22 protein-coding genes, 1 tRNA gene and 1 pseudogene are annotated in these 23,446 nt (G+C 70.1%); 9 read left to right on the top strand and 15 right to left on the bottom strand.

Going from position 1 to position 23,446, the window contains the following annotated elements:
* Positions 1–36: 36 nt before the first annotated feature.
* Complete coding sequence (locus BN1197_RS00625; protein ID WP_040155273.1) at positions 37–705, bottom strand: hypothetical protein; 669 nt, start codon at positions 703–705, stop codon at positions 37–39.
* Between the two features lie 183 nt (positions 706–888).
* Here BN1197_RS00625 and BN1197_RS00620 point away from each other — a divergent pair, with 183 nt between their 5' ends.
* Both BN1197_RS00620 and BN1197_RS00615 read left to right on the top strand, forming a co-directional pair.
* Complete coding sequence (locus tag BN1197_RS00620) at positions 889–1,407, top strand: peptidylprolyl isomerase (RefSeq protein ID WP_040155272.1); 519 nt, start codon at positions 889–891, stop codon at positions 1,405–1,407.
* Positions 1,408–1,575: 168 nt separating this feature from the next.
* On the top strand, positions 1,576–2,505 hold the full coding sequence (locus BN1197_RS00615) for a rhomboid family intramembrane serine protease (protein WP_082043492.1): 930 nt from the start codon (positions 1,576–1,578) through the stop codon (positions 2,503–2,505).
* Positions 2,506–2,708: 203 nt separating this feature from the next.
* Here the strand turns inward: BN1197_RS00615 and BN1197_RS00610 are convergent, their stop codons facing one another.
* A complete protein-coding gene (locus BN1197_RS00610; protein WP_245851767.1) occupies positions 2,709–2,963 on the bottom strand; it encodes a cell division protein CrgA in 255 nt (84 codons plus the stop codon).
* A gap of 169 nt (positions 2,964–3,132) precedes the next feature.
* Between BN1197_RS00610 and BN1197_RS00605 the strand changes: the two genes are divergently transcribed.
* Together BN1197_RS00605 and BN1197_RS00600 are read left to right on the top strand one after the other, a co-directional pair.
* Positions 3,133–3,861, top strand: a complete 729-nt coding sequence (locus BN1197_RS00605) for a DUF881 domain-containing protein (RefSeq protein WP_040155270.1) — start codon at positions 3,133–3,135, stop codon at positions 3,859–3,861.
* 21 nt (positions 3,862–3,882) lie between these two features.
* Positions 3,883–4,527: an aminodeoxychorismate/anthranilate synthase component II gene (locus BN1197_RS00600; RefSeq protein WP_040155269.1), complete on the top strand. Its 645-nt coding sequence runs from the start codon at positions 3,883–3,885 to the stop codon at positions 4,525–4,527.
* An 80-nt stretch (positions 4,528–4,607) separates the two neighbouring features.
* Here BN1197_RS00600 and pknB read toward each other — a convergent pair whose 3' ends face one another.
* The 9 genes and pseudogenes from pknB to BN1197_RS00565 all read right to left on the bottom strand — a co-directional run bounded on the left by pknB (position 4,608) and on the right by BN1197_RS00565 (position 14,043).
* Positions 4,608–6,470 carry a Stk1 family PASTA domain-containing Ser/Thr kinase gene (gene pknB, locus BN1197_RS17605; protein WP_245851774.1) on the bottom strand — a complete coding sequence of 621 codons (1,863 nt, stop codon included), beginning with the start codon at positions 6,468–6,470 and terminating at the stop codon, positions 4,608–4,610.
* 219 nt (positions 6,471–6,689) lie between these two features.
* A pseudogene (locus BN1197_RS17600) lies at positions 6,690–8,030 on the bottom strand (serine/threonine protein kinase); the annotation flags it as partial.
* Entirely contained in the window at positions 8,027–9,481 is a 1,455-nt protein-coding gene (locus BN1197_RS00590; RefSeq protein ID WP_040155268.1) for a peptidoglycan D,D-transpeptidase FtsI family protein, read from the bottom strand. The pseudogene BN1197_RS17600 and the gene BN1197_RS00590, both read right to left, overlap by 4 nt.
* The gene (locus BN1197_RS00585; protein WP_040155267.1) at positions 9,478–10,851 is read right to left on the bottom strand and encodes an FtsW/RodA/SpoVE family cell cycle protein; all 1,374 of its coding nucleotides are present in this window, start codon (positions 10,849–10,851) and stop codon (positions 9,478–9,480) included. Before BN1197_RS00585 ends, BN1197_RS00590 begins: the two co-directional genes overlap by 4 nt.
* Positions 10,851–12,104 carry a PP2C family protein-serine/threonine phosphatase gene (locus BN1197_RS00580; RefSeq protein WP_040155266.1) on the bottom strand — a complete coding sequence of 418 codons (1,254 nt, stop codon included), beginning with the start codon at positions 12,102–12,104 and terminating at the stop codon, positions 10,851–10,853. Before BN1197_RS00580 ends, BN1197_RS00585 begins: the two co-directional genes overlap by 1 nt.
* 2 nt (positions 12,105–12,106) lie before the next feature.
* Positions 12,107–12,586, bottom strand: coding sequence for an FHA domain-containing protein FhaB/FipA (locus BN1197_RS00575; RefSeq protein ID WP_040155265.1), 480 nt, complete (start codon positions 12,584–12,586; stop codon positions 12,107–12,109).
* Entirely contained in the window at positions 12,586–12,795 is a 210-nt protein-coding gene (locus BN1197_RS17595; protein WP_245851773.1) for an FHA domain-containing protein, read from the bottom strand. The genes BN1197_RS00575 and BN1197_RS17595 overlap by 1 nt, the downstream gene beginning before the upstream one ends.
* Positions 12,771–13,418, bottom strand: a complete 648-nt coding sequence (locus BN1197_RS00570; protein ID WP_141397155.1) for a DUF3662 domain-containing protein — start codon at positions 13,416–13,418, stop codon at positions 12,771–12,773. Before BN1197_RS00570 ends, BN1197_RS17595 begins: the two co-directional genes overlap by 25 nt.
* A gap of 154 nt (positions 13,419–13,572) precedes the next feature.
* A complete protein-coding gene (locus BN1197_RS00565) occupies positions 13,573–14,043 on the bottom strand; it encodes a hypothetical protein (protein WP_040155264.1) in 471 nt (156 codons plus the stop codon).
* Between the two features lie 187 nt (positions 14,044–14,230).
* On the opposite strand from BN1197_RS00565, the gene BN1197_RS00560 reads away from it, so the two are divergent.
* From BN1197_RS00560 to BN1197_RS00550, 4 genes are all read left to right on the top strand, one after another.
* A tRNA-Leu gene (locus BN1197_RS00560) sits at positions 14,231–14,317 on the top strand.
* Positions 14,318–14,655: 338 nt separating this feature from the next.
* Positions 14,656–15,036 carry a hypothetical protein gene (locus tag BN1197_RS16945; RefSeq protein ID WP_141397154.1) on the top strand — a complete coding sequence of 127 codons (381 nt, stop codon included), beginning with the start codon at positions 14,656–14,658 and terminating at the stop codon, positions 15,034–15,036.
* A gap of 547 nt (positions 15,037–15,583) precedes the next feature.
* Entirely contained in the window at positions 15,584–16,087 is a 504-nt protein-coding gene (locus BN1197_RS16940; RefSeq protein WP_141397153.1) for a hypothetical protein, read from the top strand.
* 59 nt (positions 16,088–16,146) lie between these two features.
* Positions 16,147–16,818: a DUF998 domain-containing protein gene (locus tag BN1197_RS00550; RefSeq protein ID WP_176489682.1), complete on the top strand. Its 672-nt coding sequence runs from the start codon at positions 16,147–16,149 to the stop codon at positions 16,816–16,818.
* Positions 16,819–16,973: 155 nt separating this feature from the next.
* Here the strand turns inward: BN1197_RS00550 and BN1197_RS00545 are convergent, their stop codons facing one another.
* Both BN1197_RS00545 and BN1197_RS16935 read right to left on the bottom strand, forming a co-directional pair.
* On the bottom strand, positions 16,974–18,398 hold the full coding sequence (locus BN1197_RS00545; RefSeq protein WP_040155261.1) for a glycosyltransferase family 39 protein: 1,425 nt from the start codon (positions 18,396–18,398) through the stop codon (positions 16,974–16,976).
* The gene (locus BN1197_RS16935; protein WP_052465806.1) at positions 18,395–19,615 is read right to left on the bottom strand and encodes a glycosyltransferase; all 1,221 of its coding nucleotides are present in this window, start codon (positions 19,613–19,615) and stop codon (positions 18,395–18,397) included. Before BN1197_RS16935 ends, BN1197_RS00545 begins: the two co-directional genes overlap by 4 nt.
* 574 nt (positions 19,616–20,189) lie before the next feature.
* Between BN1197_RS16935 and uriT the strand changes: the two genes are divergently transcribed.
* On the top strand, positions 20,190–21,629 hold the full coding sequence (uriT, locus tag BN1197_RS00540; RefSeq protein ID WP_040155346.1) for a uridine transporter UriT: 1,440 nt from the start codon (positions 20,190–20,192) through the stop codon (positions 21,627–21,629).
* Between the two features lie 83 nt (positions 21,630–21,712).
* Here the strand turns inward: uriT and BN1197_RS00535 are convergent, their stop codons facing one another.
* Positions 21,713–22,615: an SDR family oxidoreductase gene (locus BN1197_RS00535; protein WP_040155260.1), complete on the bottom strand. Its 903-nt coding sequence runs from the start codon at positions 22,613–22,615 to the stop codon at positions 21,713–21,715.
* A gap of 206 nt (positions 22,616–22,821) precedes the next feature.
* On the bottom strand, positions 22,822–23,446 hold a 625-nt coding region (locus tag BN1197_RS00530; RefSeq protein WP_040155189.1), incomplete at its 5' end, for a transposase.

The raw sequence follows: 23,446 nt of genomic DNA, 5'->3' as shown, positions 1-23,446 counted from the left end.
GGCGGCGGGGTCGTCCACGTACGAGAGGACCGTCGATCAGGCGCGGTTCTCGCCCTGCGTGGGCACCTGGCCCTCAACCGGGATGATCTCGGCGTCGGCGGCCTGGTCGCCGGCCTCGGAGACCTGACGGTCGCCGTCGACCTCGGAGACCGCGGCACCCTCACCGGCGGCGACCGTGGCGTCACGCCCGGCGGGCGGCGCGACGTACGGGTCGGTCAGCGGGCGCGCCCACGGGTCGTCCTTGGGCTGCTGCAGCCGCTGCACCACGACGGCCGCCACGGCACCGAGGGCCGCGAGCACGCCGAGGTTGAGGATGAACTTGGCGAAGCCGTGCTTCTTGATCGGCTTGGCCTTGGCCTCACCCTTGAGCACGAGGGCGGCGTCACGACTGCGCTGCGAGGCGACCTCGCGGGCGGCCGCACCCGAGGCGAGGAACTCGGCCAGCTTCGGGTTGTCGCTCGCCTTGTCCTTGGCCTGCGACGCGACCTTGCCGGCCTTCTTCTCGGCCTGCTCGAGGTACGGCTTGACCTGCTCGAGGTACCCCTCGGCCTGGTGAGCGGCCTCCTGGGTGTATCCCTTGGCGGTGGCGGCAGCGGAGGCCACGGCCGGGGCGATCATGTCCTTGAGGCCCTGCGCCGTCGGCACGGTCACGGTGCGCGTCTCGATGGTCGGCACCTCGATCTTCTTCTTCTTGCGCTGGAACACGTGGATCCTCCTTGGCGTGAATTCCGGTCCGGTACCCATCCTGCCTCGTCACGACCCGTCGTGCCCAACGGGACGCCCGATCCGGGTCGAGAACCGGGCTCACTCCGCCCGGCCTGGCGAGAGGAGGCCCGCGGCCCGAACCGCTCCCGGGTGAAGATCGCGCCGTCTGCGAGGATGGGCGCCATGAACGTGACGCTGCACACGAACAAGGGCGACATCAACGTCAAGCTCTTCCCCGACCAGGCACCCAAGACCGTCGACAGCTTCGTCGGTCTGGCCACGGGCGAGAAGGAGTACAAGGACGACGCGGGTCGCACCAACCCCACCCCGTTCTACGACGGGCTCATCTTCCACCGGGTCATCTCGGGCTTCATGGTCCAGGGCGGCTGCCCCCTAGGCCAGGGCATCGGCGGGCCGGGGTACCAGTTCGACGACGAGATCTCACCCGATCTCGACTACTCCAAGCCCTACCTGCTCGCCATGGCCAACGCCGGCAAGCGCGGCGGCCGCGGCACCAACGGATCGCAGTTCTTCATCACCGTGGCGCCGACCCCGCACCTGCAGGGCAAGCACACGATCTTCGGTGAGGTGGCCGACGGCCCGAGCCGCGAGGTCGTCGACGCCATCGCCAACGTCCCCACCGACCGCATGGACCGCCCGCTCGAGGACGTCGTCATCGAGAAGGTCACCGTCCAGCAGTGAGGTGACTCCGGCCGCTGCGGGCTCCGACCTGCGCAGGCCGGGAACGGACACGTGAAAAGACGGCCCGCCGGGTACCCACCGGCGGGCCGTTGCCGTGGGCGCCGCCTGCCGGGACACGAAGGACGACCGCGGCCGAGCGGTTCGCGCGCGGTGACCGACACTGGTGGGGTGGACCTCGACAAGCCCGTGAACCCGCCGCCGCGACCGGTGTGCCCGCGGCATCCCGAGCGCGTGAGCTACCTGCGGTGCGTCGGTTGCGGCCGGCCGGCCTGCCCTGATTGCCAGCACCCCAGGGCGAACGGGTTCGAATGCCCCGACTGCGTGGGCTCCGGCGACCACGGTGGATCCCACGCCTCGGTCGTCTCGGGCGGGGACGGGGTGACGGAGAAGGGGGCGGCGCCGCGTCCGATCGTCACGTTCGTCATCGCGGGTCTGTGCACCCTGGTCTACGCGCTCCAGCGGTTCGACCCCACCGTGACGAACCTCGGAGACTTCTCGGCCGTCGCCGGTTACGTCCAGCCGTGGCGCTTTCTCACCGCGGCGTTCCTCCACAGCCCCGACACGATCTCCCACCTGCTCTTCAACATGATGTCGCTGTACGCGATGGGGCAGTTCCTCGAGCCGTTCCTCGGCCGCGCCCGGTTCGTCGCGTTGTACCTGCTGAGTGCCTTGGGCGGATCGGTCGGATACCTGCTGCTGCTGCCGGCGCTCGACTACAGCGACCAGGCCTCGAGAATGGCGTGGTTCGGAGGCATGGTGGGCGCCTCCGGAGCCGTGTTCGGGCTGTTCACCGCCGTCTTCCTCGTGCTCCGGAGGGTCGGATCGTCGGTCGGCGGCATGGTCGTGCTGCTCGCGATCAACCTCGCCCTGCCGTTCTTCTATCCGAACATCGCCTGGCAGGCCCACCTCGGCGGCGCGGTCGTCGGTCTCGTCACCGCCGCGCTGCTCTTCGCGACCGCCGCTCCCGGCCGTCGCCGGTGGACGTGGCCCGTACTCGCCGTGGAGGCAGCGGTTCTCGTGGCGGCCGCCGCGATCAAGTACGGCGCGAACGCGCGCGAACTCGACTACATCCTGGCCCTGCCCATCGGCATGGCCTGAACGACATCAGGGTGATTACACCCGTGTGATTCATCCCCAGGTGGGGATAAGTCTGTGGATAACTGCCCGAATCGCCCGATCCCGCGGGACCGCGACCGTCGTCACACCCCGCCGACACACAGAACGCTCGAACAGGCGGTTTCACCAGGTTGCGCGAGGTGAAACCGCCTGTCCGAGCGTTCGGAGTGCCGCGTTTGTCGAGGTCAGCGCCAGTTCGTCGTCATGAGGAACCCGGCGATGATGAGGCCGAAGCCGGCCGCGAGGTTCCAGTTTCCCCAGGCCTCGACGGGGAACGAGCCAGCGGTGAGGTAGAAGACGACGATCCACACGAGGCCGATGATCATGAGGCCGAGCATGAGCGGCACGTACCACGAGGGGTTGGGTTTGGGGCCGCTCGCGGTGGCTCCCTGGGTGTCGACGGTCTTCGCCGACTTCTTCGGCCGTTTGCTGGCTGACACGTGGTCTCCTGGCATCTCGACGTGCGACGGAACGCTGCGGGCCCCTCGCCTGATCCGCCTTCCAGGGTAGGGCCTCATACTGGGCACACCCGCATCGCCACGGGCCGGTGCAGGTGCAACTCGGCAGGATTCGCGCCGCGGGGCCGGCGCATGAGGTGGAGGATCACGCGTGACACGACGACCACGCAGCGTGTGGACCTTCGTCGTGCCGGTGATCTCGCTGCTCGCCGGTCTCCTGTTCGCCACGAGCGCCGCCACGGCCCGAGGCACCGATCTGCGAGGTGGTCGCTCCGATCTGCCCGACCTCATCCGTTCCCAGGCCGTGCAGGTCGAGCGCCGCGCGCAGGACAACGCCCGGCTGCGGCAGCAGATCGTCGAGCAGGAGGCGGGTCTGCCCGGCGCACCGCGGCTCCAGCAGTTGCGTGAGCGAGAAGCGGGCCTCGAGGCGCAGGCCGGCCTGCAGGCCGTGCGCGGGCCGGCGGTGCGGGTGAGCCTCGACGACGCACATCGCAGCGCCGACTCCCTGCCCGAAGGGGTGAGCGTCGACGATGTCGTCGTCCACCAACAGGACGTGCAGGCGGTGGTCAACGCGCTGTGGGCGGCCGGTGCGGAGGCGATGACCATCCAGGATCAGCGCATCGTCGCCACGAGTGCGGTGCGCTGCGTCGGCAACACGCTCATCCTCGACGGCAGGGTGTACTCGCCGCCGTTCGTCATCACCGCGATCGGCGATCAGGCCACGCTGCAGGCGGGCCTCGACGCCGACCCTGCCGTGCTCGTCTACCGGGAGTACGCCGACCGTCTGGGCCTGGGCTACCGCGTCGAACACCTCGACGCCGAGTTCGGCCCGTACACCGGTACCGTCCATCCCGTTCACGCGCGGCCCGCGCGTTCGTGACCCGATCTTCGTGAGGACCCAGTGACCAGCATTCTCGTCGTCGACAACTACGACAGTTTCGTCTTCACGATCGTCGGCTACCTGCGTCAGCTCGGTGCGACGTGTGAGGTCGTGCGCAACGACGCCGTCGATGTGGAGTCGGTCGCGGGCCACGACGGCGTGCTCGTCTCACCCGGCCCTGGCACGCCCGAGGAGGCCGGACGCTCGATGGCGGTCGTCGCCGAGTGCGCAGAGCGGGAGATCCCGATGCTCGGGGTGTGTCTCGGTCATCAGGCGCTCGCCGCGGTGTTCGGCGCCACGGTCGGCCGGGCTCCCGAGCTGTTGCACGGCAAGACGTCTCTGGTCGAGCACGACGACACGGGCGTGCTGCGCGGTGTCGCCCACCCGTTCGTCGCGACCCGCTATCACTCCCTGGCCATCGAGGACGGGACGCTGCCCGACGAACTCCTCGGCAACGCGTGGGTCGAGGCGCCGACCGGTCGCATCATCCAGGGCATCCGGCATCGCGACCTGCCGCTGCACGGGGTGCAGTTCCACCCCGAGAGCGTCCTCACCCAGGGCGGCCACCGCATGCTCGCCAACTGGCTCGAGGTGTGCGGAGACTCCGGTGCGGTGTCGCGTTCGGCGGGCCTCGCGCCCCTCGTGGGCTCCCGCGCCGAGCACTGAACCGAGCACTGAACCGAGCACTGACGGGCCCGCCTCGGCGCCCGGTCTTCTCTCCGGCGCCGAGGCGGGGGTGTCTCACGTCAGTTCTGAGGACTCCCGGTGTTCTCGTCCGCGGGGGCGGTGTCGGCCGGGTTCGGAGCCGTCGTGGGGGTCCGCGGTGGCGAATCGCTGGGCGAAGGATTCGTGCTCGGCTGCGAGGGGGTCGGGGTCTGGGTCACGGTGGTGACGCTGACCGACGGTTCGGGCCGAGGCTTGGCGATCGAGATCTGAACGGCCTCACCCATGTTGACCTTGGTGCCCTTGGCGTAGGCCTGCGAGATGACCGTGCCCTCGCGCCGGTCGCTCTCGACCTCGACGGGGTCGGCCTTGAGCCCGACCTTGCCGAGCGCCTCGGTGGCCTGCCTCAACGACATGCCGATGAGGTCGGGCACGGTGCTGCGGCCGGAGCTGATCTTGAGGTTGACCGTGGATCCTTCGGCGACGCGTTTGCCGGCGGCGGGCTCGGTCTTGACGACCTTGCCCTGATCGACGGTCATGCTGTCGACCGGCTCGATCGTGCCCTCGGTGAGGCCGAGGCTCTTGAGCTTGTCGATGGCGGAGGTCTGTTCGTAGTTGGCGAGGTCGGGGATGGTCACCATGCCCGGCCCGCTGGAGACCGAGAGCGTGACGGCCGAGCCGTACGGCTGGGTACTCTGCGCCTTCGGCTCCTGATCGACGACGATGCCGGCCTTGGCGCGGTTGCGCACCTGCTGCGCCTGCACCTGGAAGCCGGCCCGCTGGAGGATCGTCGTGGCCTCCTGCTGTGTCTTCTGCACGACGGTGGGCACGACGACCGGCTCGGGGTCGCGCTTGAAGACGCCGAGGCCCCACAGCACGCCGAGCAGGATCGCGAGCAGCGCGAGCGCGCCCGCGACGTACGCCCAGATCGGCCGCTTCCTCGACTCGGTCTCGTAGGTCTCGTCGACGACGGCCACGGATCCGGCCGGGACGGCGGCCGTCGAGCCGGTGGCACCGCCCTCCCACGACCGTTCCGGGGCGGCGAGCTGACCGTTGGCGACGGCCTCACGGGCGGCGAGGGTCGGTCCGCCGGTGATGACCGCGTCGAGGTCGTCGGCGAACGCGGCGCCCGTCTGATAGCGCTGCGCCGGGTCCTTGGCCAGGGAGTGCAGGGCGACGACGTCGAGGGCGTTGGGGATGCCGGTCGAGAACACCGACGGCGGCTGCGGCGGCTCCCCGACGTGCTGGTAGGCGATCGCGACCGGGCTGTCGCCGATGAACGGCGGTCGGCCGGTGAGCAGTTCGTAGAGCAGACACCCGGCCGAGTACAGATCGGAACGCGCGTCGACCTCCTGCCCCTGAGCCTGCTCGGGCGAGAGGTACTGGGCGGTGCCGACGACGACGCTCGTGTTCGTCATCGTCGCGGCCGTGTCGGCGATGGCGCGGGCGATGCCGAAGTCCATGACCTTGGGCTGGCCGTTGGGGCCCATCATGACGTTCGCCGGTTTGATGTCGCGGTGCACGATGCCGTTGTCGTGGCTGTAGTCGAGTGCGCGCAGCACCTGGGCCATGGCACGCGCGGCCTCGAACGGGTCCATCGGCCCGTCGTCGGTGAGGATGTCGCGCAGGGTGCGGCCGCGCACGTACTCCATGACGATGAACGGCACCGAGACGGTGGCGCCGCTGTTCTCGCGAATCGTGTCCTCGCCCGAGTCGAAGACCGCGACGATGTTGGGATGGTTCAGGCTGGCCGCCGATTGGGCCTCGCGACGGAACCGCATGAGAAAGGACCGGTCGCGCGCCAGTTCGGAACGCAGGATCTTGACGGCCACCTCCCGCCCGAGGCGGGTGTCGTAGCCGAGATGCACGTCGGCCATGCCCCCACGGCCGATGAGCTCGCCCACCTCGTACCGCCCGGCGAGCAGGCGTCGTTCGTCGTTCACGATCACTCCTTGCCGGGGGGTGCGTCGGCGCCGCTCTGGCCGGCGCTGTCGGGGGATGCGGGAGGAGCAGGAGTGGGCACTCCGGCGCCGGCGCCCGCGGGGGCGGGGACGTCGGTCGGGCCGCGGTTGCCCTGCGCGGTCGGAGGTGGGGGCGGGCTGCTGCGGCGTGTTCGTCGGCTCCTGCGGCGCGGGCGTCTGCTCCTTCGGGCCGTTCGAGACGCGGACGACGACGGTCTGACCACGCTTCACGGTGCCGCTCGGGGAGAGTCCGACGACCTGCCCACGGGGGGCGGAGTCGTCGACGTCCTGCCGCTGGGGGTCGACGCCGAGGCCCGACAGACGCGCGGCGGCCTGGTCGTACGGCAGCCCGACGTAGTCGGAGGCCGTGATCTGCACGGTGTCGGCGTCGGTCGTGCTGGTCTGGGTCGACGGCTCCTGCGTGGGCGACTCGCTGGTCCGGACGGACGTGGGCGAGGAGGTCGGGGAGCCCGAGGGCACGGGCTCACCGTCGCGCGAGAGGTTGTTGAGCAGGAGCGCGCCCCCGACCAGCAGGGCGATGAGCAGCGGGACGAGCCACCACAGCAGCTTGCTCGTCTTCGTGGGCTCCGGCTCGGGCGGGAGAACGAGGGGTTCCTCGTTGCGTGGCGGTGGCGTCGATCGCCCGGGGCCCTGAGCCGTGGCGCCGGCGATCCTCGTCGCGGGGTTGAGCCGCTCGGTGGCCGCCATCGGCGCGGTGACGGGAAAGCCACCGGTCGGGCTGCCGCGCAGGGTGTCGGCGAGGGCTCGCGCGCTTCGCGGGCGGTCGGCGGGGTCCTTCGCGAGGCAGGACATGACGACCTGGGCGAGTGCGGGAGGCACGGAGTCCGGCAGCGGCGGCGGCGGTGAGGTGACGTGCGCCATCGCGGTCGCGACGGGCGCGCCCTCGTCGAAGGGGCGTCGGCCGGTGAGCATCTCGTAGGCGACGCAGCCGAGAGCGTAGATGTCGCTGGCGGGCGAGACGGGCTGACCGGTGGCCTGTTCGGGCGAGATGTACTGCGCCGTGCCCATGACTTCGCCGGTACGGGTGATGGGCGCGGCGTCCGTGGCCCGAGCGATGCCGAAGTCGGTGAGCTTCACCTCGCCGTCGGGCTTGACCATGATGTTCGCGGGCTTGACGTCGCGGTGGATCACCCCGCGATCGTGCGCCGCCTGCAGGGCGTGCGCCGCCTGCGAGATGACCGAGATCGTGCGCTCGGGGCTGAGGGAGCCGTGCTCGGCGATGATCGCCGACAGCGGTTGACCCTTGACGAGTTCCATGACGAGCCAGTTGGCGCCGGCGTCCTCGCCGTAGTCGTAGACGGCCGCGATGTTGGGGTGGGAGAGGGCGGCGGTGTTGCGCGCCTCCTCGCGGAACCGTTGCGCGAAGCCGGCCTGGTCGGCCAGTGCCGGGCTCAGCAGTTTGATCGCGACGATCCGGCCGAGGACCTGGTCGGTGGCCTCCCACACCTCGCCCATGCCACCGACGGCGATGCGCTCGCCGAGGGTGTAGCGATTGCCGAAGACAGCGCCGGTCTGGAACTTCATGGGGCGATCACTGCTTTCATCACATCGCGGGCGATCGGCGCGGAGATCCGTCCTCCGGCCGCTTCACTACCGGCATTGCCACCATCCTCGACGACGACGGCAACGGCGATCTTGGGGTCGTTCGCGGGCGCGAACGACATGAACCAGGCGTGCGGGTCGGTGCCCTCGCCGTGTTCGGCGGTGCCGGACTTGCCGGCCACGGGGATGCCGTCGATGGCGGCCCGGGTGCCGGTGCCCTCGGTGACGACGGACTCCATCATCCGGGTGAGGGCCTTGGCGGTGTCACCGGAGACGGCGCGGCTCAGCTGGCGAGGTGTGGTCTGGTCCATCACCTGCAGGTCGGAACCCTTGGTCTGCCGGATGAGGTAGGGCTGCATGACCACCCCGTCGTTGGCGACGCCGGCGGCGATCATCGCGACCTGCAAGGGAGTGACCCGCACGTCGTACTGGCCGATGGCGGTGAGAGCCTCCTGCGGCGCGTTGATCTGGTCGGGCATTCGGCTGGGCGTGACGGGCATCGGGATCGAGAGCTGCTGTCCGAAGCCGAACTTCGTGGCCTGGTCACGCATCGACTGGGCGCCGAGCTGCATACCGAGCCACCCGAACGCGGTGTTGCACGACTTGGCGAGGGCACGGGTGAAGGAGACGGTGCCGCCGTCGCACGCGCCGCCGCCGGCGTTGGGCAGGTCGATGGTCGTCTGGGGCAGGCGCAGCTTGGCGGGGCCGGGCAGCCGGGAGTTCTCGTCGAAGCGCTTGGACTCCAGGGCCGCCGCCGCGGTCACCACCTTGAACACCGACCCGGGCGGGTAGGTGTCGCCGCCGATCGCTCGGTTGACGAGGGGGCGGCTCTTGTCGGCGTTGAGACGCGCCCAGGCCTTCTGCACGGCGGCACTGTCGTGGCCGGAGAGGGAGTTGGGGTCGTACTCGGGGTGACTGACCAGCGCGAGGATGGCGCCGGTGCGCGGGTCGAGGGCCACGACGGCGCCCCGCTGGTCGCCGAGGCCCTCCTCGGCGGCCTTCTGCGCGCGAGGGTCGATGGTGAGCTCGAGGTTGATGCCGCTCGGCTGACGCCCGGTGAGCAGATCGCCGAGGCGGCGGAAGAAGAGTCGCGGGTCGTCGCCGGTGAGCAACTGGTCGGCGGAGTGCTCGAGTCCGCCGCCGGTGCCGTAGATGAACGACTGGTAGCCGGTGATGTGGCTGTACGTGGATCCCTGGGGGTAGCTGCGCTGGTAGGCGAACTCGTCGTCGGTCTTCTCGCTGCGGGCCACGGCCTGGTTGCCGACGAGGATCTGGCCTCGCTCGCGGCTGTACGTGGCGAGCAGAGTGCGCCGGTTGCCGGGCTTGTCGCGCAGCTCGCCGGCCTGGACGAACTGGATCCACGTCGAGGCGACGAGCAGGGAGCAGAACATCACGGCGATGACGAGCGCGAGGCGGCGGATGGGGTTGTTCACGGTGCCGTCACCGCCTCACCGCTCGGAGGGGTGAGGGGCGCAGGAGCGATGGTCGGCACCGGCCGACGCGCGTGGTCGCTGATGCGCAAGAGGATCGCGACGATGGCCCAGTTGGCGAGCAGGGAGGAGCCACCCTGGGAGAGGAACGGCGTCGTGAGCCCGGTCAGTGGGATGACGCGCGTGACGCCGCCGACGACGACGAAGATCTGCAGGGCGATCGAGAAGGTGAGCCCGGCGGCGAGCAGTTTGCCGAACCCGTCGCGGGTCCCCAGGGCCGTGCGCAGACCGCGTTCGACGAGCACGCCGTAGAGCATGAGGATCGCGAACAGGCCGACGAGCCCGAGTTCCTCGGCGAAGCTCGGGATGATGAAGTCGCTCTCGGCGAAGTACGTGAGATAGGGGTGTCCCTGGCCGAGGCCCGTGCCCAGCAGGCCGCCCGCGGCCATCCCCATGAGTCCGCGGACGAGCTGGTCGCTCTGGGCGAGGGCTTGCGGCGACCACGGGTCGAGCCAGAACAGCACCCGCTGCTGCACGTGGTCGAACAGCAGGTAGGCGAGGTAGGCGCCGCCGGCGAACAGGCCGAGGCCGATGGCGATCCAGCTCGTGCGTTCGGTGGCGACGTAGAGCATCGCGACGAACAGGCCGAAGAAGAGCAGCGAGGAGCCGAGGTCGCGTTCGAAGACGAGCACGAGGAGGCTGGCGACCCAGGCGACGAGGATGGGCCCGAGGTCGCGGGCGCGGGGCAGGGGGAAGCCGAGGATCTTGCGCCCGACGAGCGAGAGCGCATCGCGGGTCTGGACGAGGTAGCCGGCGAAGAAGATCGTGAGGAGGATCTTGGCGATCTCGCCGGGTTGGAACGAGAACGGCCCGATGCCGATCCAGATGCGGGCGCCGTAGGCCGACGTGCCGAGGAACGGCACGAGCGGCAGCAGGAGGAAGAGCAGGCCGGCAGCCATCATCGTGTACGTGTATCGGCGCAGACGGCGGTGGTCGCGCACGACGACGAGCACGGCGATCGCGCCCGCGACCGCGAGGGCGCTCCAGAGGACCTGACGCCCGGCCATCGCACTGTCGGGCCCCTTGGCCAGGTCGAGACGGTGGATCATCACGAGGCCGAGGCCGTTGAGCAGCACGGCGATCGGGAGCATGAGCGGGTCGGCGTAGGAGGCGCGCCAGCGCAGGAAGAGATGGAACACGACCGCGATGGCGAGCAGGGTGCCGCCGTGGGTGAGCAGGTCGAGCGGGAGGGCCTGGTTGACCCCGAGCCCGACGGCGACGTAGGCGAGCAGCACGATGGCGACGGCGAAGACGACGAGCAGGAGCTCGACGTTGCGTCGGGTGCGGGGCACGAACTGGCTCACGGTGGTCATCACGAGCCCCCCGATCCGCAAGGGATGCCCGAGCTGCGTTGCAGGCGGCAGGCCTCCGCTGTCTGACGCAGTGCTTCGACCCGGCTGCGGGCCTCGTTCTCGTCGGAGACCGTGATGGTCGCGTCGACGGCGCTGCGTTCGAACGGCGGCAGGTCGGACAGGGGGATGGTCGTCACCTCGTCGAGGGTCGAGAGACGGATGGGCCCGAGATCCTGTGGCAGGCCGCGGTAGATCGCGACGTGGGCCCCGTCGTCGCCGATGTAGAACTGGTGGCGGGTCCAGTCGTAGGCGGCGAAGAGCGCGGCGCCCACGGCGAGCAGCACCAGTGCCGTGACGATGAGCCAGCGGGCCCACGGCCGGCGGGGGGTCTCGTCGTCGTCGGGTTCCTCGTCGACGGTGCCGAGCGCCTCGCGTCGGAGCGCGGCCGCCTTGGCCGCGGGCGAGAGGGCGGGGACGGCAGGAGTGAGTGCGTTGCGGGGCTCGGCGACGGCGCCGACGATGACGGGCTGGCTCGTGGGGTTGCTCGTGGTCTCGACGATGTCGCCGATGACGATCGTGACGTTGTCGGGGGCGCCGGCTCGCAGGGTGAGGTCGACGAGCTTGTCGGCGGTCTCGCCGGGGCCCATGCCCGCCTTCAGTACGTCGACGATGGTGTCGCGGCCGACGTAGTCGCTGAGGCCGTCGGAGCAGATGAGGTAGCGATCACCCAGGCGCGCCTGGCGCATCGAGAGGTCGGGTTCGTCCTCGGGGGCGCCGGTGAGGACGCGGGTGACGAGGGAGCGTTGCGGGTGGTGCTCGGCGTCCTCCTCGGTGATGCGGCCGGAGTCGACGAGGCTCTGGACGAACGAGTGGTCTCGGGTGATCTGGTTGACCTCCCCGTCGCGCAGGAGGAAGGCGCGGGAGTCGCCGATGTGGACGAGGGCCAGGCCGGTGGAGCCGCATCGCATGAGGGCGGTGAGGGTCGTGCCCATGCCTTTGAGCTCGGGGTTCTTCTCCATCGCGCGGGCGAGGGAGGAGTTGGCGGTGGCGAGGGTGCGGGCGAGCAGTTCGAGGGCGTCGTCGGCGCCGTGGCTGTCGCCGTCGAGGGGGGCGAGTCGGGCGAGCACGAGTGAGGAGGCGACGTTGCCGCCGGCGTGACCGCCCATGCCGTCGGCGACGGCGAGCAGGTGGGGCCCGGCGTATCCGGAGTCCTCGTTGCGGCTGCGCACGAGGCCGACGTCGGTGCGGGCCGCGAAGTTGATCGCGAGCGTCATCGTCAGCGGCCCAGTTCGAGGACCGTCGTTCCGATGCGCAGCTGGGTGCCCTCCTTGAGCGGGGTGGGTTCGGTGATGCGGTGGCCGTCGACGAACGTGCCGTTGGTGGAGTCGAGGTCCTCGACGTACCAGCAGCGATCGTCGAAGTAGACGCGGGCGTGGCGGCCGGAGGCGTAGTCGTCGTCGATGACGAGGGTGCACTCGGGGTTGCGGCCGAGCAGGACGCCGGATTCCTTGAGCGGCACGGTGGTTCCGCGCAGGCTGCCGTCGACGACGGCGAGCACCGAGAGGGGTCGGCGACCGCGGAGGCGGGAGCGGGGGGCGTTCTCGGTGGGGCGGACTCGGCTGCGGCCGCCCTCGCCCCGTTGGACGATGCGGGTGCCGTAGAGGTCGCTGCGGATGACGCCGACGATGCTGAAGACGAACAGCCACATGAGGGCGAGCAGGCCGAGGCGCACGACGGTGAGGGTGAGTTCGCTCATCAACGCTCCCCGAAGCGCACCGAGAGGCTGGAGCGGCCGACGGTGAGGCGGTCGCCCTCGGCGAGTCGGGCGGTGGTGATGCGTTCGCCGTTGACGAAGGTGCCGTTGGTGGAGCCGAGGTCGCGGATGCTGACGACGAGGTGGGGCCCGTCGTGGGTGACGCGGATCTCGCAGTGGCGCCGGCTTACGCCCGTGTCGTCGAGCGTGATGTCGGCGGCGGGGTCGCGGCCGAGGACGGTGATGGCCGAGAGCAGCGGGTAGGAGTCGTGACCGAGTTCGAGCCAGGGGCGGCGGCCGACGGGCTTCGGGGGCGGGCTGCGGCAGCGGTGCCGGCGGTGGCGGCGGCAGCGGCCTGGGCGGCGCTGCCGGCGAGGCCGACGTTGCCCTCGGCGGGGGCGCTGGCCTGGGGGAGGATGAGTTCGTTGCGTGACCGGTAGGTGCCGCGGCGGGAGGGGCCCGGGTTGCGTGCGCTGGTGGGCAGGACGCGGAAGACGCCGGTGTCGAGGTCGTCGCGGTCGGTGAACTCGACGTACATCGGGCCGCCGGGGGTGTAGCCCTGTGATTCGGCGTGTTCTTCGACGGAGGCGACGAGCTCGGTCTGCAGCACGCCCTCGTATTCGTGGAGGCGCTCGTAGTCGGAGGGGGCGAGCTCGATGCAGAAGGCGTTGGGGACGACGGTGCGGCCCTGTCCGACGACGGCAGCGCGGTCGTCCATGGCGCGGCGCATGGCGGAGGCGATCTCGACGGGCTGGACCTCGGCCTTGAAGGCACGAGCGAACACGCCGTTGACGACGCGCTCGAGGCGCTGCTCGACCCGGTCGAACAAACCCATGATGAATCCCCTCCTCACGCAAATCACTTCCAGGGTATAGGCCAGGCCCGTGAGCAGCCTGCACGTGGCGGCGCGGCCCGGGGGAAACCTGCAGGACCGGGGGATGTTTCGATACCCGCCCGTGACCTGCCCGTCATTCAGGCGTCACCGCCGGTCAGGGTGCGTCGTGTCGAGCCAGGAGTCGGCCGAGCACGTGACGGTAGGCCAGTCGGGCGACGAACCCGACGATCGGATCCGCGAGGGCCGGGACTCCGACAAGGCGAATGTTCTGCTGCCAGGCGAGGGTCGAGCGCGGGCCGGAACTGCCGGAGGTGTCGTCCTCGACCCGGACGTCGATGTCACCGCCGATGACGCGGCCGGTCTTGTCGAGGTGCGCCTGCCCGGGTCGGGACCGGGTGGGCGGATCGAACCGCCGCACCTCCATGACGTCATCGATGCCGAGCGGCCCGACGCCGGTGCGGGCGACGAAGCACGACCCTGCGCGCAGGGACGCGCCGGGGCCGACCCCGTCGCCGCGCAGGCGGGTGAGCGGGATGACGTCCGTATGGGCATCGAGGTTCCAGACGCGCCGCCACATCTCGGCTGCGGTGATCGGCGCGGTGAGGGTCACCGTGAATCGGGCCATGACCAGAGTGTGGCCGGGCCCACCGACAACGCTTCGACCAGCGTGAACAGCGGTTTGCCGGGTTGAGTTGAGCGACCACCACGTGAAGCGCGTCTCGACCCCGTGGCCGACCCCGCCCGCGTGTCGGCCCGGCCCGAGACGCCGGGTTTGGTAGATCGGCCCGCCGTCTGGGAGGATTGGTCGGCGCGCGCGAGTGGCGGAATAGGCAGACGCGCACGGTTCAGGTCCGTGTGCCCGAAAGGGCGTGGGGGTTCAACTCCCCCCTCGCGCACCAGCCATGGTGGATCGTCAAAACTGAGCGATCAGATCGACGAAACTGCCGCGAGAGGTATCGCCGAAGGCCCCGGATCCCTGAGATCTGGGGCCTTCGGCAATCGTAGTGCGCTCGGAGGTAGTAGGAGGCCCTGTGGGGCTGGCGAGAGCCTCCAGGGGTCTCCGGCGCGCCGACGTGGCAAGTGGTGGAGGTGGGCGCCCCGCCTCTTCAGGCCGCGGGCCCGCCTGAGGGACTGCTGCACGGATAGGTGACACCTGATCTGTGGTGCCGGAAGGTGGCGCAGGAGAGGATGTGCAGCGTGCGCAAGCCCCACTGTTCGTGATGGCTTGTCGCTGGGGATGAACCTGCCCAACGGCAACCTTGAGGTGCGCGACACTGATCTGAAGATCAACGCCCCCGGCGTGGCCACGCGCAGTGACGGGTTCTACAACGGTTTGTCCGCGCGGACGGGCACGTTCGGTTCGCGCTGGTCGATGGCCGGTGGTCAGGACGTCGGCCTGGAGATCACGTCTTCAAAGGTCAGCTTCCGCGGGCCTTCGGGTTTCCGGGCAGCGTTCACCGGTTCGGGATCTTCGTGGACGGCCCCCTCGGGCTTGAATGCGACGTTGACGAAGGACGCCGATGGCACGTCGAAGGTGAAGGAGGAAATTTGCATAAGCGTGCACGAACACTATTGCTCATTGCGACTCTTGCCGCGATGGGGGGACTGTGCCTCCTGAGCCTTGTCCGCCTTACCCACAGAGGTCTAGAGATACAAAACGTGGACTTGGTCGCGATGGCGAGCCTCTCGGGGTTTGCTACATTGTGTGGCGTAGCTTTGCTGGTGCGCGCAAGAGTCAGCGGAGAAAGATGAGTGGGGCTGACTTAAACGGCTCATCGCAGAATGCGGTGTAGGTCGGGTCTGAACCTGGATCCACCGGTGCTGATTGTTGATCGTCGTGTTCTGGTCGGCTGTGGTTGATGAGGCGTGGGGGGTGTGGGGGGTCTGCCGGCCTGTACCGGCTTTTCCACGGGGTGTCCTCGGCCGTCGCCGGCGGGGTGGTCAGATCGTGATCGCTGGTGGGGGTCTGTCGCGGTGGTCCGCCGTTCTCACCGGCGATGGGACGCCGATCTTCACGGAACTGAACGATCGGCGCCTCGAAGACTTTGACAGCCGAACCTGGAAATCCCGCTCGTGAAGCTAAGACTTCGTGCTGGTCAGGGTCCTGAACCACCGTTCCGAACTATTCGTCGGTCGATGACGCGTTGGATCCATAGGCTGTCAGCGTGCCTCCCCGTGTGAGATCCATAAGGCTGCGGCGGATCTCTGTGATTGCCGCTGCGATCCTGATTCTCGCGTTCTCCGCCGGCGGCGCGACGACGACGCTTCGAGCCCCGCTGATGGCTCCGTCAGTGCGTTTCGATCAACTGCCTGGCTGGACCCCACTTGCACCGACGATGCGTGATGGCGATGTGCTGCTGATGGCCTACACCGTCGATCCCGAGGTCGACATCTTCAGCCCCGTCAGGTACGGAATCACATGGGAGCGACGACTGGTCACCGTGCCGGAAGACTCGGTGGTCGACGGACTTCAGCCGTCTGAGAAGCCCTCAGCGGGAACGAGGTTCACGGTCCGCCCGGTCACGCCGGCCGGTACCGACCTTGTGGCCGCCGAAGGGGACGGTACGAACTGTGTGATGTCTCGATGGGCGAGGACCAGCAGCATCACCTCCATTGCGGTCAGTGAGGAAGGGGCGCGCATTCTCATGAACGAATGCCTCCCCGGGTGATCCCGCCTCGTCGGCGGCACGATGGGTGGGTGACCGGCCGGCAACGTGAGCCTCACTCGATGCCCGCCTCCCGACGGGCGCGTCGTGTGGGGGTGGTGCTGGTCGTGGGCGCGGTGTTCGTGCTCGTCGTCGGGACGGTGTGGGCGCTGGAGGCGCCGGGGATGTCGTACGCCTGGCAGGGGAGCATGATCAGCGACCTCGGTGCGTTGACCTGCGCCGATGCCGGGGTGCGGTGGATCTGTTCACCACGGCACACGGTGTTCAACGCTGCGCAGATCATGGCCGGTGTCCTGCTGCTCGTCGCGGCGGTCGTGCTGCGCGGCGCCTGGGATCGGGCGTTGCGGGCGGCGGCGGTCGCGGTCGGTCTCGGCCTCGTCGTACTCGGAGTGTTCCCGGCCGATGTCGCTCACGCTCCGCACATGGTGGGGGCCGTGCTGGGGTTGCCGATCTCGGCGGCGTTTCTCCTGATCAGCGGTGCGCGAGAGCGAGTTGCGCCCCGCGCCCGGAGGTTGGTGAGGATCGTCCTCGCGACCGTCGTCCTCGTGCTCAGTGCCCTGCACCTCGTTCCCGGTGACACGTTGCGGGGCATTGCAGAGCTCGTCTCCCTCTTCGCGATGTGTGCCGTCTTCCTCGCCGAGGCCGCATGGACCGCCCTCCCGCACGACGCGGCCACCTCACCTCCGCGCAGGAGATCGACACGCGAGGCCGGCGCCGAGCGAGGACGCTCCTGACATCCGCGGACGGCGCCTCCGATCCGCGGAGTCGGTGAGGACTATGAGGAGCGCTCGCCACCGATCTGTGGAGCCGGTGAGAAGCAAGGGATCGAGACCCCCACCAAGGAAGTCCGAGCGGCGGATCCGACGACCGGAACTCCCGAGCCACCACCTCACGCACCCAGATGACGGAACGCCGGCCACACCGCCGTCCATCCGCCGATCGGTCCGCGACATCGTGCCATCGGCGAGCCGGCCACTCCGAAGGGGTCGCTCTCGGTCTGCGTGAGCCGTCCGGCATCCCGGCAGTTCGCGAACCGGCCGGTCAACGCGACGGCGCGCTGCCCGACGAGCAGCACGTCATCGGTCGTCGGTGGGCCCAGGCGCCACAGTGCGTTGTGTCCCGACGCGACCGGAATGCCGCCTCCGTAGTGGTCGACGGCGCCCGCGAGCGCATAGGCGTCGGTGACGACCGCGACCCTCGGGCCCCCGCGCGCCTCGTCGACCTGACGCACGTACCCCGGCCATCCGACCTGGTCGCGGGCCACCGGATTGATCGTCGCCGCCACGTCGAACGCCCTGGACGGCACAGGCAGCAGCGGCAGTGCGAGGACGCACGCCACGGCGGCGTTCGCCGCGATCACGGCCGGCGCCTGCCGCCACCCCCGCCCGGCCAGATCGGCTGCCGGTCCCCATCCCAGACCGAGCGCGCACAGGAACAGCCCGATCGCGTAATAGGGCTGGGCGGGCGCGACGAGATTCCACACCACGAGCACCACCGCGGCGGGCATGAGTAACCCGACTCGCGCCTCCCCGCCGGGTCGCCAGCGCAGCCCCCGCACACACACTCCGAACAGCGGCGGGCCCACGAACGCGACGAGCAACGGCAGCACGAGCACGCGGTTGACGTCGCCGTTGACCGCGATGAGATCACCCGACACCTGCGACATCGGCCACCCGTGCCACGCCTGCGCAAGCACCTGCGGACCCCCGATGACGGCCAACGCCGCCACGCCCCCCGCCGCCTGTCGCGACAACACGAGATCACGCCGCACGAGCAGCAGCGATACGGCCAGCGCGCCGACGAGCGGCAGCACGAGCAGCTTGTTCCAGCAGGCCAACCCGGCCACCACCCCGGCCCACACCAGCGCGTTCCGACGCCCGAGCGTGGCGGCCACGACGAGCAACACGACGAGCTGCCAGGCCAGCAGGTCGAGGCTCGAGGTGAGAAAGACGTGCCCGACGATGAGCGGATAGACCGTCGTCGCGTGCGCCCAGGCTGCAACGTTCTGCACACGCCGCCCGTACCCGAGCAGACGCGGAAAACGCGCCGCCACCAGCGCTCCCGCCGCAGCGGCGACGACGGCCGGCAGCCGCTGCACCCACGCCTCGCCGCTGACGGCACGCGCGAGGCGCGACAACCACACGGTGAGCGGGGGCTGATCCTCGTACCACCAGTCGAGAGGCAACATGCGGAAGTACAGCTCGTCCCCGTGCAACCCGTACCGATCGGCCGTGACGAGCAGAACGACCGCGACGCACGCGGCCGCCGCCCAGCCGGCGGGCCACGCCGGCAGGCGCGGGGCAGAGTTGCTCATCGGTGCTCCCGGCCACGCAGGAGACCCTCGACGTACCGGGTCGCGACGCCGGTGCCGTCCTCGGCACTCACCCGCGCACCGAGGTCGGCCGCCCGACGACGCATCGCAGGCTCGAGACCGGCCTCGATGCGTCGCGCGAGGCTCTCCCGCCTCAGCAGGGCACGCGGCAGTGAACGCGTTGCGACGCCCGCACGGTGGAGACGGTGCCCCCAGTAGAACTGGTCGGCGAAGTGCGGCACGACCACCGACGGCACCCCGGCGCGCACCGCAGCTCCGGTCGTGCCCGATCCGCCGTGATGCACGGCGAGGGCCGTCCGCGCGAACAGCGCCGGATGTGGCTCGGCACCGATGCCGTGGACGACACCGTCGTCGAGACCCTCCGCCCCGGGAAGCTGCACGACGGCCCTGACCCCCACCCGCCGCGCCGCCCAGGCGACGTCGTCGAGCAGACGCTGCGGACGACTCTGGTGCATCGACCCGAAGCCGACGTACACCCACGGATCCCCGTCCGTGAGCCGCGCCTCGACCTGCGGGCTCAGGCCGTCGGTACCCGGCGTCCACCACCACCCCGTCACGCATCCCCGCAGCTCACCGGTCGGGACGAGCGTGGGGCTGACCGCGTACAGGGTGCCGAGAGTCGCCCTCGAGAATCCGGCGGGGTAGTACGGACGCAGCCGCAGCCGGCCGCGCTCCCACCACCCGATGAACCCGGCGAGATACGCCTCCATCCCCCGCAGGCCGCGTCGAGCCCCCCGCCGCAGCGGACGGGGAAGCACCCAGCCGTAGGGCAGCAACGGCATCGGGCCGGCGAGGTCGGGACTCTCCGGCCACAGGTGCGCACGCACCACCGGTACACCTCGCGACATCGCGACGTCGGCCGCAGCCATCGCGAACGTCGACGCGACGAGCACGTCCACCCCGTCGAGCGCATCGGCGGTGGGCTCGGCGAACGAGCCGAGGAAGTCGGCGAACAGGCCACGGGCCCGGTTGAGCGCTCGCGGATCACCCCGCCGCGCAGCCGCTCCCGCGGGTCCGGCGAGCAACGACGCCGGGTCACTGGGGACGGCGACCACCGGCACCTGCGGCGGCACGGTGTCGACGAGGCTCGCGTGGGTGAGGAGCAGGACGTCGTGACCCTCCGCCTGCATTCGAGCGGCCAATGCCCCGAAGGGCACCGTGTCACCCCGGCTGCCGACCGCCGCGAGGAGAACCCTCATCGGCGCGCACGTCCGCTTCCGCCCTGCCCGTCGCGAGCCCGGCCACCAGCGGCCCGCCCAGCCTCCGGGCATCCGCTGGTCGTGCGTCCGCCGCCTACGCGGCCGCCAGACCCACCTCCCGAACGAGCCCGACCTGCGGCCACGCGCATCCCGAGGTCAACTCGCCGCGATCGCGTCGAGGCGCGTCGCCCGGGCGGGGAGGACGCGGTCGGAGGCGCGCCTCGTGCGTGTCGACTCAGGGGGCATGGGCGGTCCTTTCGCGCGGGTCCTCGGTGTGACGGTTGCAGACCATGCGCGGGTGCGCGAGCCCGGGCGTGGAGCGCGCGGCGATTCGCCACCGCGCCGGCGCCCGCCCGAAGCCTGCGGGGTGTGAGGCTCGACACGCGCCCCGTGCTCCCGACCAGCGACGATTCGACATCCGGCGCGTCGAGAAGGACCATCGGGCGGGCGTCCTCGCCGTGCTCGGCGCCGCCGGGCCCGTTCGAGCCGTGCGACCATGCGTGGTCTACGGGGATGCTCGCGCAGCCGAGTCCGCCTGACGCCCGCGACAACCCGATGGTCGAGGAGGACCACGATGGCATCACCGACTGCACGCCCCGAGAGTCAGAAGAGCGTCGTCGCGCTCATGCTCGCTCTCATCGCCGCGATCTTCGCCTTTCAGCTCAACGCCTCGATGCTCTCGCCGGCGCTCGCGACGATGGAGCGCGAGCTCGGTGCGACAGCGGCGCAGATCGGGGTGACCCAGACGGCGTTCTTCGCCGCGGCGGCGCTGTTCTCACTGTTCCTGCCCCGCTGGGGTGACATCATCGGCCGCCGCAAGGTGCTCGTCGGCATGCTGTCGGTCACGACCATCGGCTGCGTGATCTCGGCGCTCGCCCCGGGCGTCGGAGTGCTCGGGCTGGGCCGCATCGTGCAGGGCGTCGCCGGACCGGTCGTGCCGATGACCCTGATCATGTTGCACGTCCAGGTGCCCGACAACCGCCGCTACGCCAAGCTCATGGCCGTCCTCACCTCGCTCAACGGCGGCATCGCGGGCGTGGACGCCCTGGCCGGCGGCTGGCTCGCGCAGAACTTCGGCTTCCGCGCCGTGTTCTGGACGATGGCCGCGGTGGGCGCGCTCGCGGTCGTCGCGATCCTCGTCGGCACCGTCGAGTCCAAGGCTCCCGAGCAGGTGACGATGGACTGGAAGGGCACGTTCCTGCTCGTCGTCGTCCTCGCCGGCCTCTACTTCGCGTTCGATCAGGCCGGCAAGCTGCGCGAGGCCAACTGGGCGCTGGTCGCCGGCCTGCTCGTCGTCGCCGCCGTCGCGTTCGTCGTGTTCTGGAAGACCGAGCAGCGGGTCGCTCACCCGCTCGTCACCACGACCTACCTGCGTCAGCGCCGCACCTGGGCGCTGCTCTCGACCACGCTGCTGACGATGACCGGGGTGTTCGCCGTGATGAACGGCCTCGTGCCCAACCTCGCCCAGGACTCCTCAGTCGGCACAGCCCTGCGAGCCGACGAGGTCTCGTTCTGGACGCTGACGCCCTACGCTCTCGCCGGCCTCGTCATGGGCCCGATCGCCGGCCAGCTCGCCGCGCGCTTCGGCTTCAAGCGGCTGCTGCAGGCCGGGCTCCTGCTCACCATCGCCGGCCTCGGCTACGCGGCGTGGATCGTCACGTCGTCGACCCACGTCGAACTGCTCGTGCTGAGCATCTGGGTGGGCATCACGTACGCCGGCATCGGCAACATCATGCTCAACGGGCTCGGCATCGTGCTCAGCCCCGCCGACAACCAGGGCTACCTGCCCGGCATGAACGCCGGCGCGTTCAACCTCGGCGCGGGCCTGAGCTTCGCGATTCTGTTCGGCATCAACACGTTCGTCAGCGAGACCGGCGGCGCCGTCGCCGGCTACCGGTCCGCGATCCTCGGTGGCGCGATCCTGCTCGTGCTCGCGCTGCTCACCTCGACGCTCATCCCGCCCGTTCCCGCGTCTCGTCAGGACACGGCGGACGAGCCTCTGCCCGCGGCCTGACGCTCACAGACGACCGGCGCCGCGTCCCCGTAGAAGGGACGCGGCGCCGGTCGCCTGCGCTGGTCAGAATGCCTCCAGCGCGATCAGAAGACCGCCTTGCCGCCCGTGACGCCGATGACGGCCCCGGAGACATAGCTCGCGTCCCGCGGAGACGCGAGGTAGACGTAGGCGCCCGCGAGCTCGCTCGGCTGGCCCGCGCGACCGAGGGGCGTGTCGGCGCCGAAGTTCTCGATCTTCTCCGCCGGCTGGGTCGCCGGCTGCAGGGGCGTCCAGACGGGGCCGGGCGCGACGGCGTTGACTCGAATGCCCTTCTCGCCCAGCTCGCTCGCGAGGTTGACCGTGAAGTTCGTGATCGCGGCCTTGGTCGCGGCGTAGTCCATCAACCCCGGCGAGGGCTGGTAGGCCTGCACCGACGTGCTGTTGATGATGCTCGCGCCCTTCTTCAGGTGCGGCACGGCGGCCTGCGTGATCCAGAACATCGCGTAGAGGTTGGTCTTGAACGTGCGGTCGAGCTCCTCGCTCGTGATGTCGAGCATCGAGTCCCGCCGCCCCATCTGAAAGCCGGCGTTGTTGACGAGGATGTCGAGGCCGCCGAGCTCGTCGACGGCGTCCTGCACCAGCTTCTTGCACACCGACTCCTCGCGGATGTCGCCGGGCAGCAGAACGGCCTTGCGACCCGCCTTGCGGATCCACTCGGCGGTGTCCTCGGCATCGGAGCTCTCCTCGGCCATGTAGGAGAGGGCGACATCGGCGCCCTCACGGGCGTAGGCGATGGCGACGGCACGACCGATTCCGGAGTCCGCACCGGTGATGAGGGCCTTGAGGCCTTCGAGCTTGCCGCAGCCGGTGTAGGTCTCCTCACCGTGATCCGGCCGCGGGTTCATCTCGCTCGTCAGGCCGGGCGGGGTCTGCTGCTGGGCAGGAAAACCGCCCTTGTCGGTGACGAGGTTCTCGGCGTTCTGGGCAACTTCGGGGTGCGTCGACATGTCCACCGATTACCCAAGCCGGCCGTGGACAAAACGGACGCGCGCGGGGGCCCAAGGGGTCGGCGACGAGCGGTCGTCCGAGGTCCGCGGGGTCGGGGTCACGTGGCCCGGCCGGCTCAGACCGCTCAGACAGGCACTTCTGTTTACGGCGAATGGTGCGGGCGGGTGCGTGGCGTGCGCGGAAGCGCCTGTCCCTAGCTCCTCTGTCAAGCGGCGAGGGTGAGCTGGGTTTGTTGGTCGGTGCGCAGGGCTTGGTAGACGGTGCGGGAGATGTGGCGTTTGAGGACGCGGAGGGCTTCTCGGCCGGATTTGCCGCTTTCGACGCGGCGTTTGATGAGGTCTTTGGCGGGTTGGTGGTGGCGGGCTTGGGTGAGGGCGATTCGGTGGATCGCGGCGTTGAGTTGTCGGTTGCCCGTTCGTGAGAGTCGGTGACGTGGGGTGTTGGAGGACCAGACGGGCAGTGGGGCGGTGCCGTTGTAGCTGGCGAAGGCGTCGCTGGTGGTGAAGCGGTCGATGCCTGCGGTTTCACCGACGATCTTGGCCGCGGTCAACGCGGCGCAGCCGGGGATGGCCAGCAGGGCGGGTGCGTGCTCGAGGGTGAGTTGCTGGAGTTCTTTCTCCAACTCCCTGATCGTGTGGGTGAGGTCGCGGGCTCGGGCGTTGAGGTCGCGGGCCAGGCGGGCGACGATTCCGGTTTTGTCGGCGAGCTGGCGCTCGACCAGGGTGTAGGCCTTGAGTTGGCGGAACCCGCGGGCGGTGATCTCGGTGCCGGGGTCGAGCTCGTGCAGGTGCCAGCGCAGCCTGTTGACAAGGGCGGTTCGTTCGCGGATG

The organism is Mobilicoccus massiliensis (assembly GCF_000826525.2).
Taxonomy (GTDB): domain Bacteria; phylum Actinomycetota; class Actinomycetes; order Actinomycetales; family Dermatophilaceae; genus Mobilicoccus; species Mobilicoccus massiliensis.
The sequence above is the reverse complement of the archived record's forward strand: the minus strand, read 5'-3'. Positions and strand labels throughout refer to the sequence as shown.

Bases quoted from the DNA above. Each gene is read 5' to 3' on its own strand.
- BN1197_RS00620 (WP_040155272.1), top strand. From the start codon at position 889: ATGAACGTGACGCTGCACACGAACAAGGGCGACATCAACGTCAAGCTC.
- BN1197_RS00585 (WP_040155267.1), bottom strand. From the start codon at position 10,851: ATGACCACCGTGAGCCAGTTCGTGCCCCGCACCCGACGCAACGTCGAG.
- BN1197_RS00580 (WP_040155266.1), bottom strand. From the start codon at position 12,104: ATGACGCTCGCGATCAACTTCGCGGCCCGCACCGACGTCGGCCTCGTG.
- BN1197_RS00575 (WP_040155265.1), bottom strand. From the start codon at position 12,586: ATGAGCGAACTCACCCTCACCGTCGTGCGCCTCGGCCTGCTCGCCCTC.
- BN1197_RS00570 (WP_141397155.1), bottom strand. From the start codon at position 13,418: ATGGGTTTGTTCGACCGGGTCGAGCAGCGCCTCGAGCGCGTCGTCAAC.
- BN1197_RS00565 (WP_040155264.1), bottom strand. From the start codon at position 14,043: ATGGCCCGATTCACGGTGACCCTCACCGCGCCGATCACCGCAGCCGAG.
- BN1197_RS16945 (WP_141397154.1), top strand. From the start codon at position 14,656: ATGAACCTGCCCAACGGCAACCTTGAGGTGCGCGACACTGATCTGAAG.
- BN1197_RS00550 (WP_176489682.1), top strand. From the start codon at position 16,147: ATGCCCGCCTCCCGACGGGCGCGTCGTGTGGGGGTGGTGCTGGTCGTG.
- BN1197_RS00545 (WP_040155261.1), bottom strand. From the start codon at position 18,398: ATGAGCAACTCTGCCCCGCGCCTGCCGGCGTGGCCCGCCGGCTGGGCG.
- BN1197_RS16935 (WP_052465806.1), bottom strand. From the start codon at position 19,615: ATGAGGGTTCTCCTCGCGGCGGTCGGCAGCCGGGGTGACACGGTGCCC.
- uriT (WP_040155346.1), top strand. From the start codon at position 20,190: ATGGCATCACCGACTGCACGCCCCGAGAGTCAGAAGAGCGTCGTCGCG.
- BN1197_RS00535 (WP_040155260.1), bottom strand. From the start codon at position 22,615: ATGTCGACGCACCCCGAAGTTGCCCAGAACGCCGAGAACCTCGTCACC.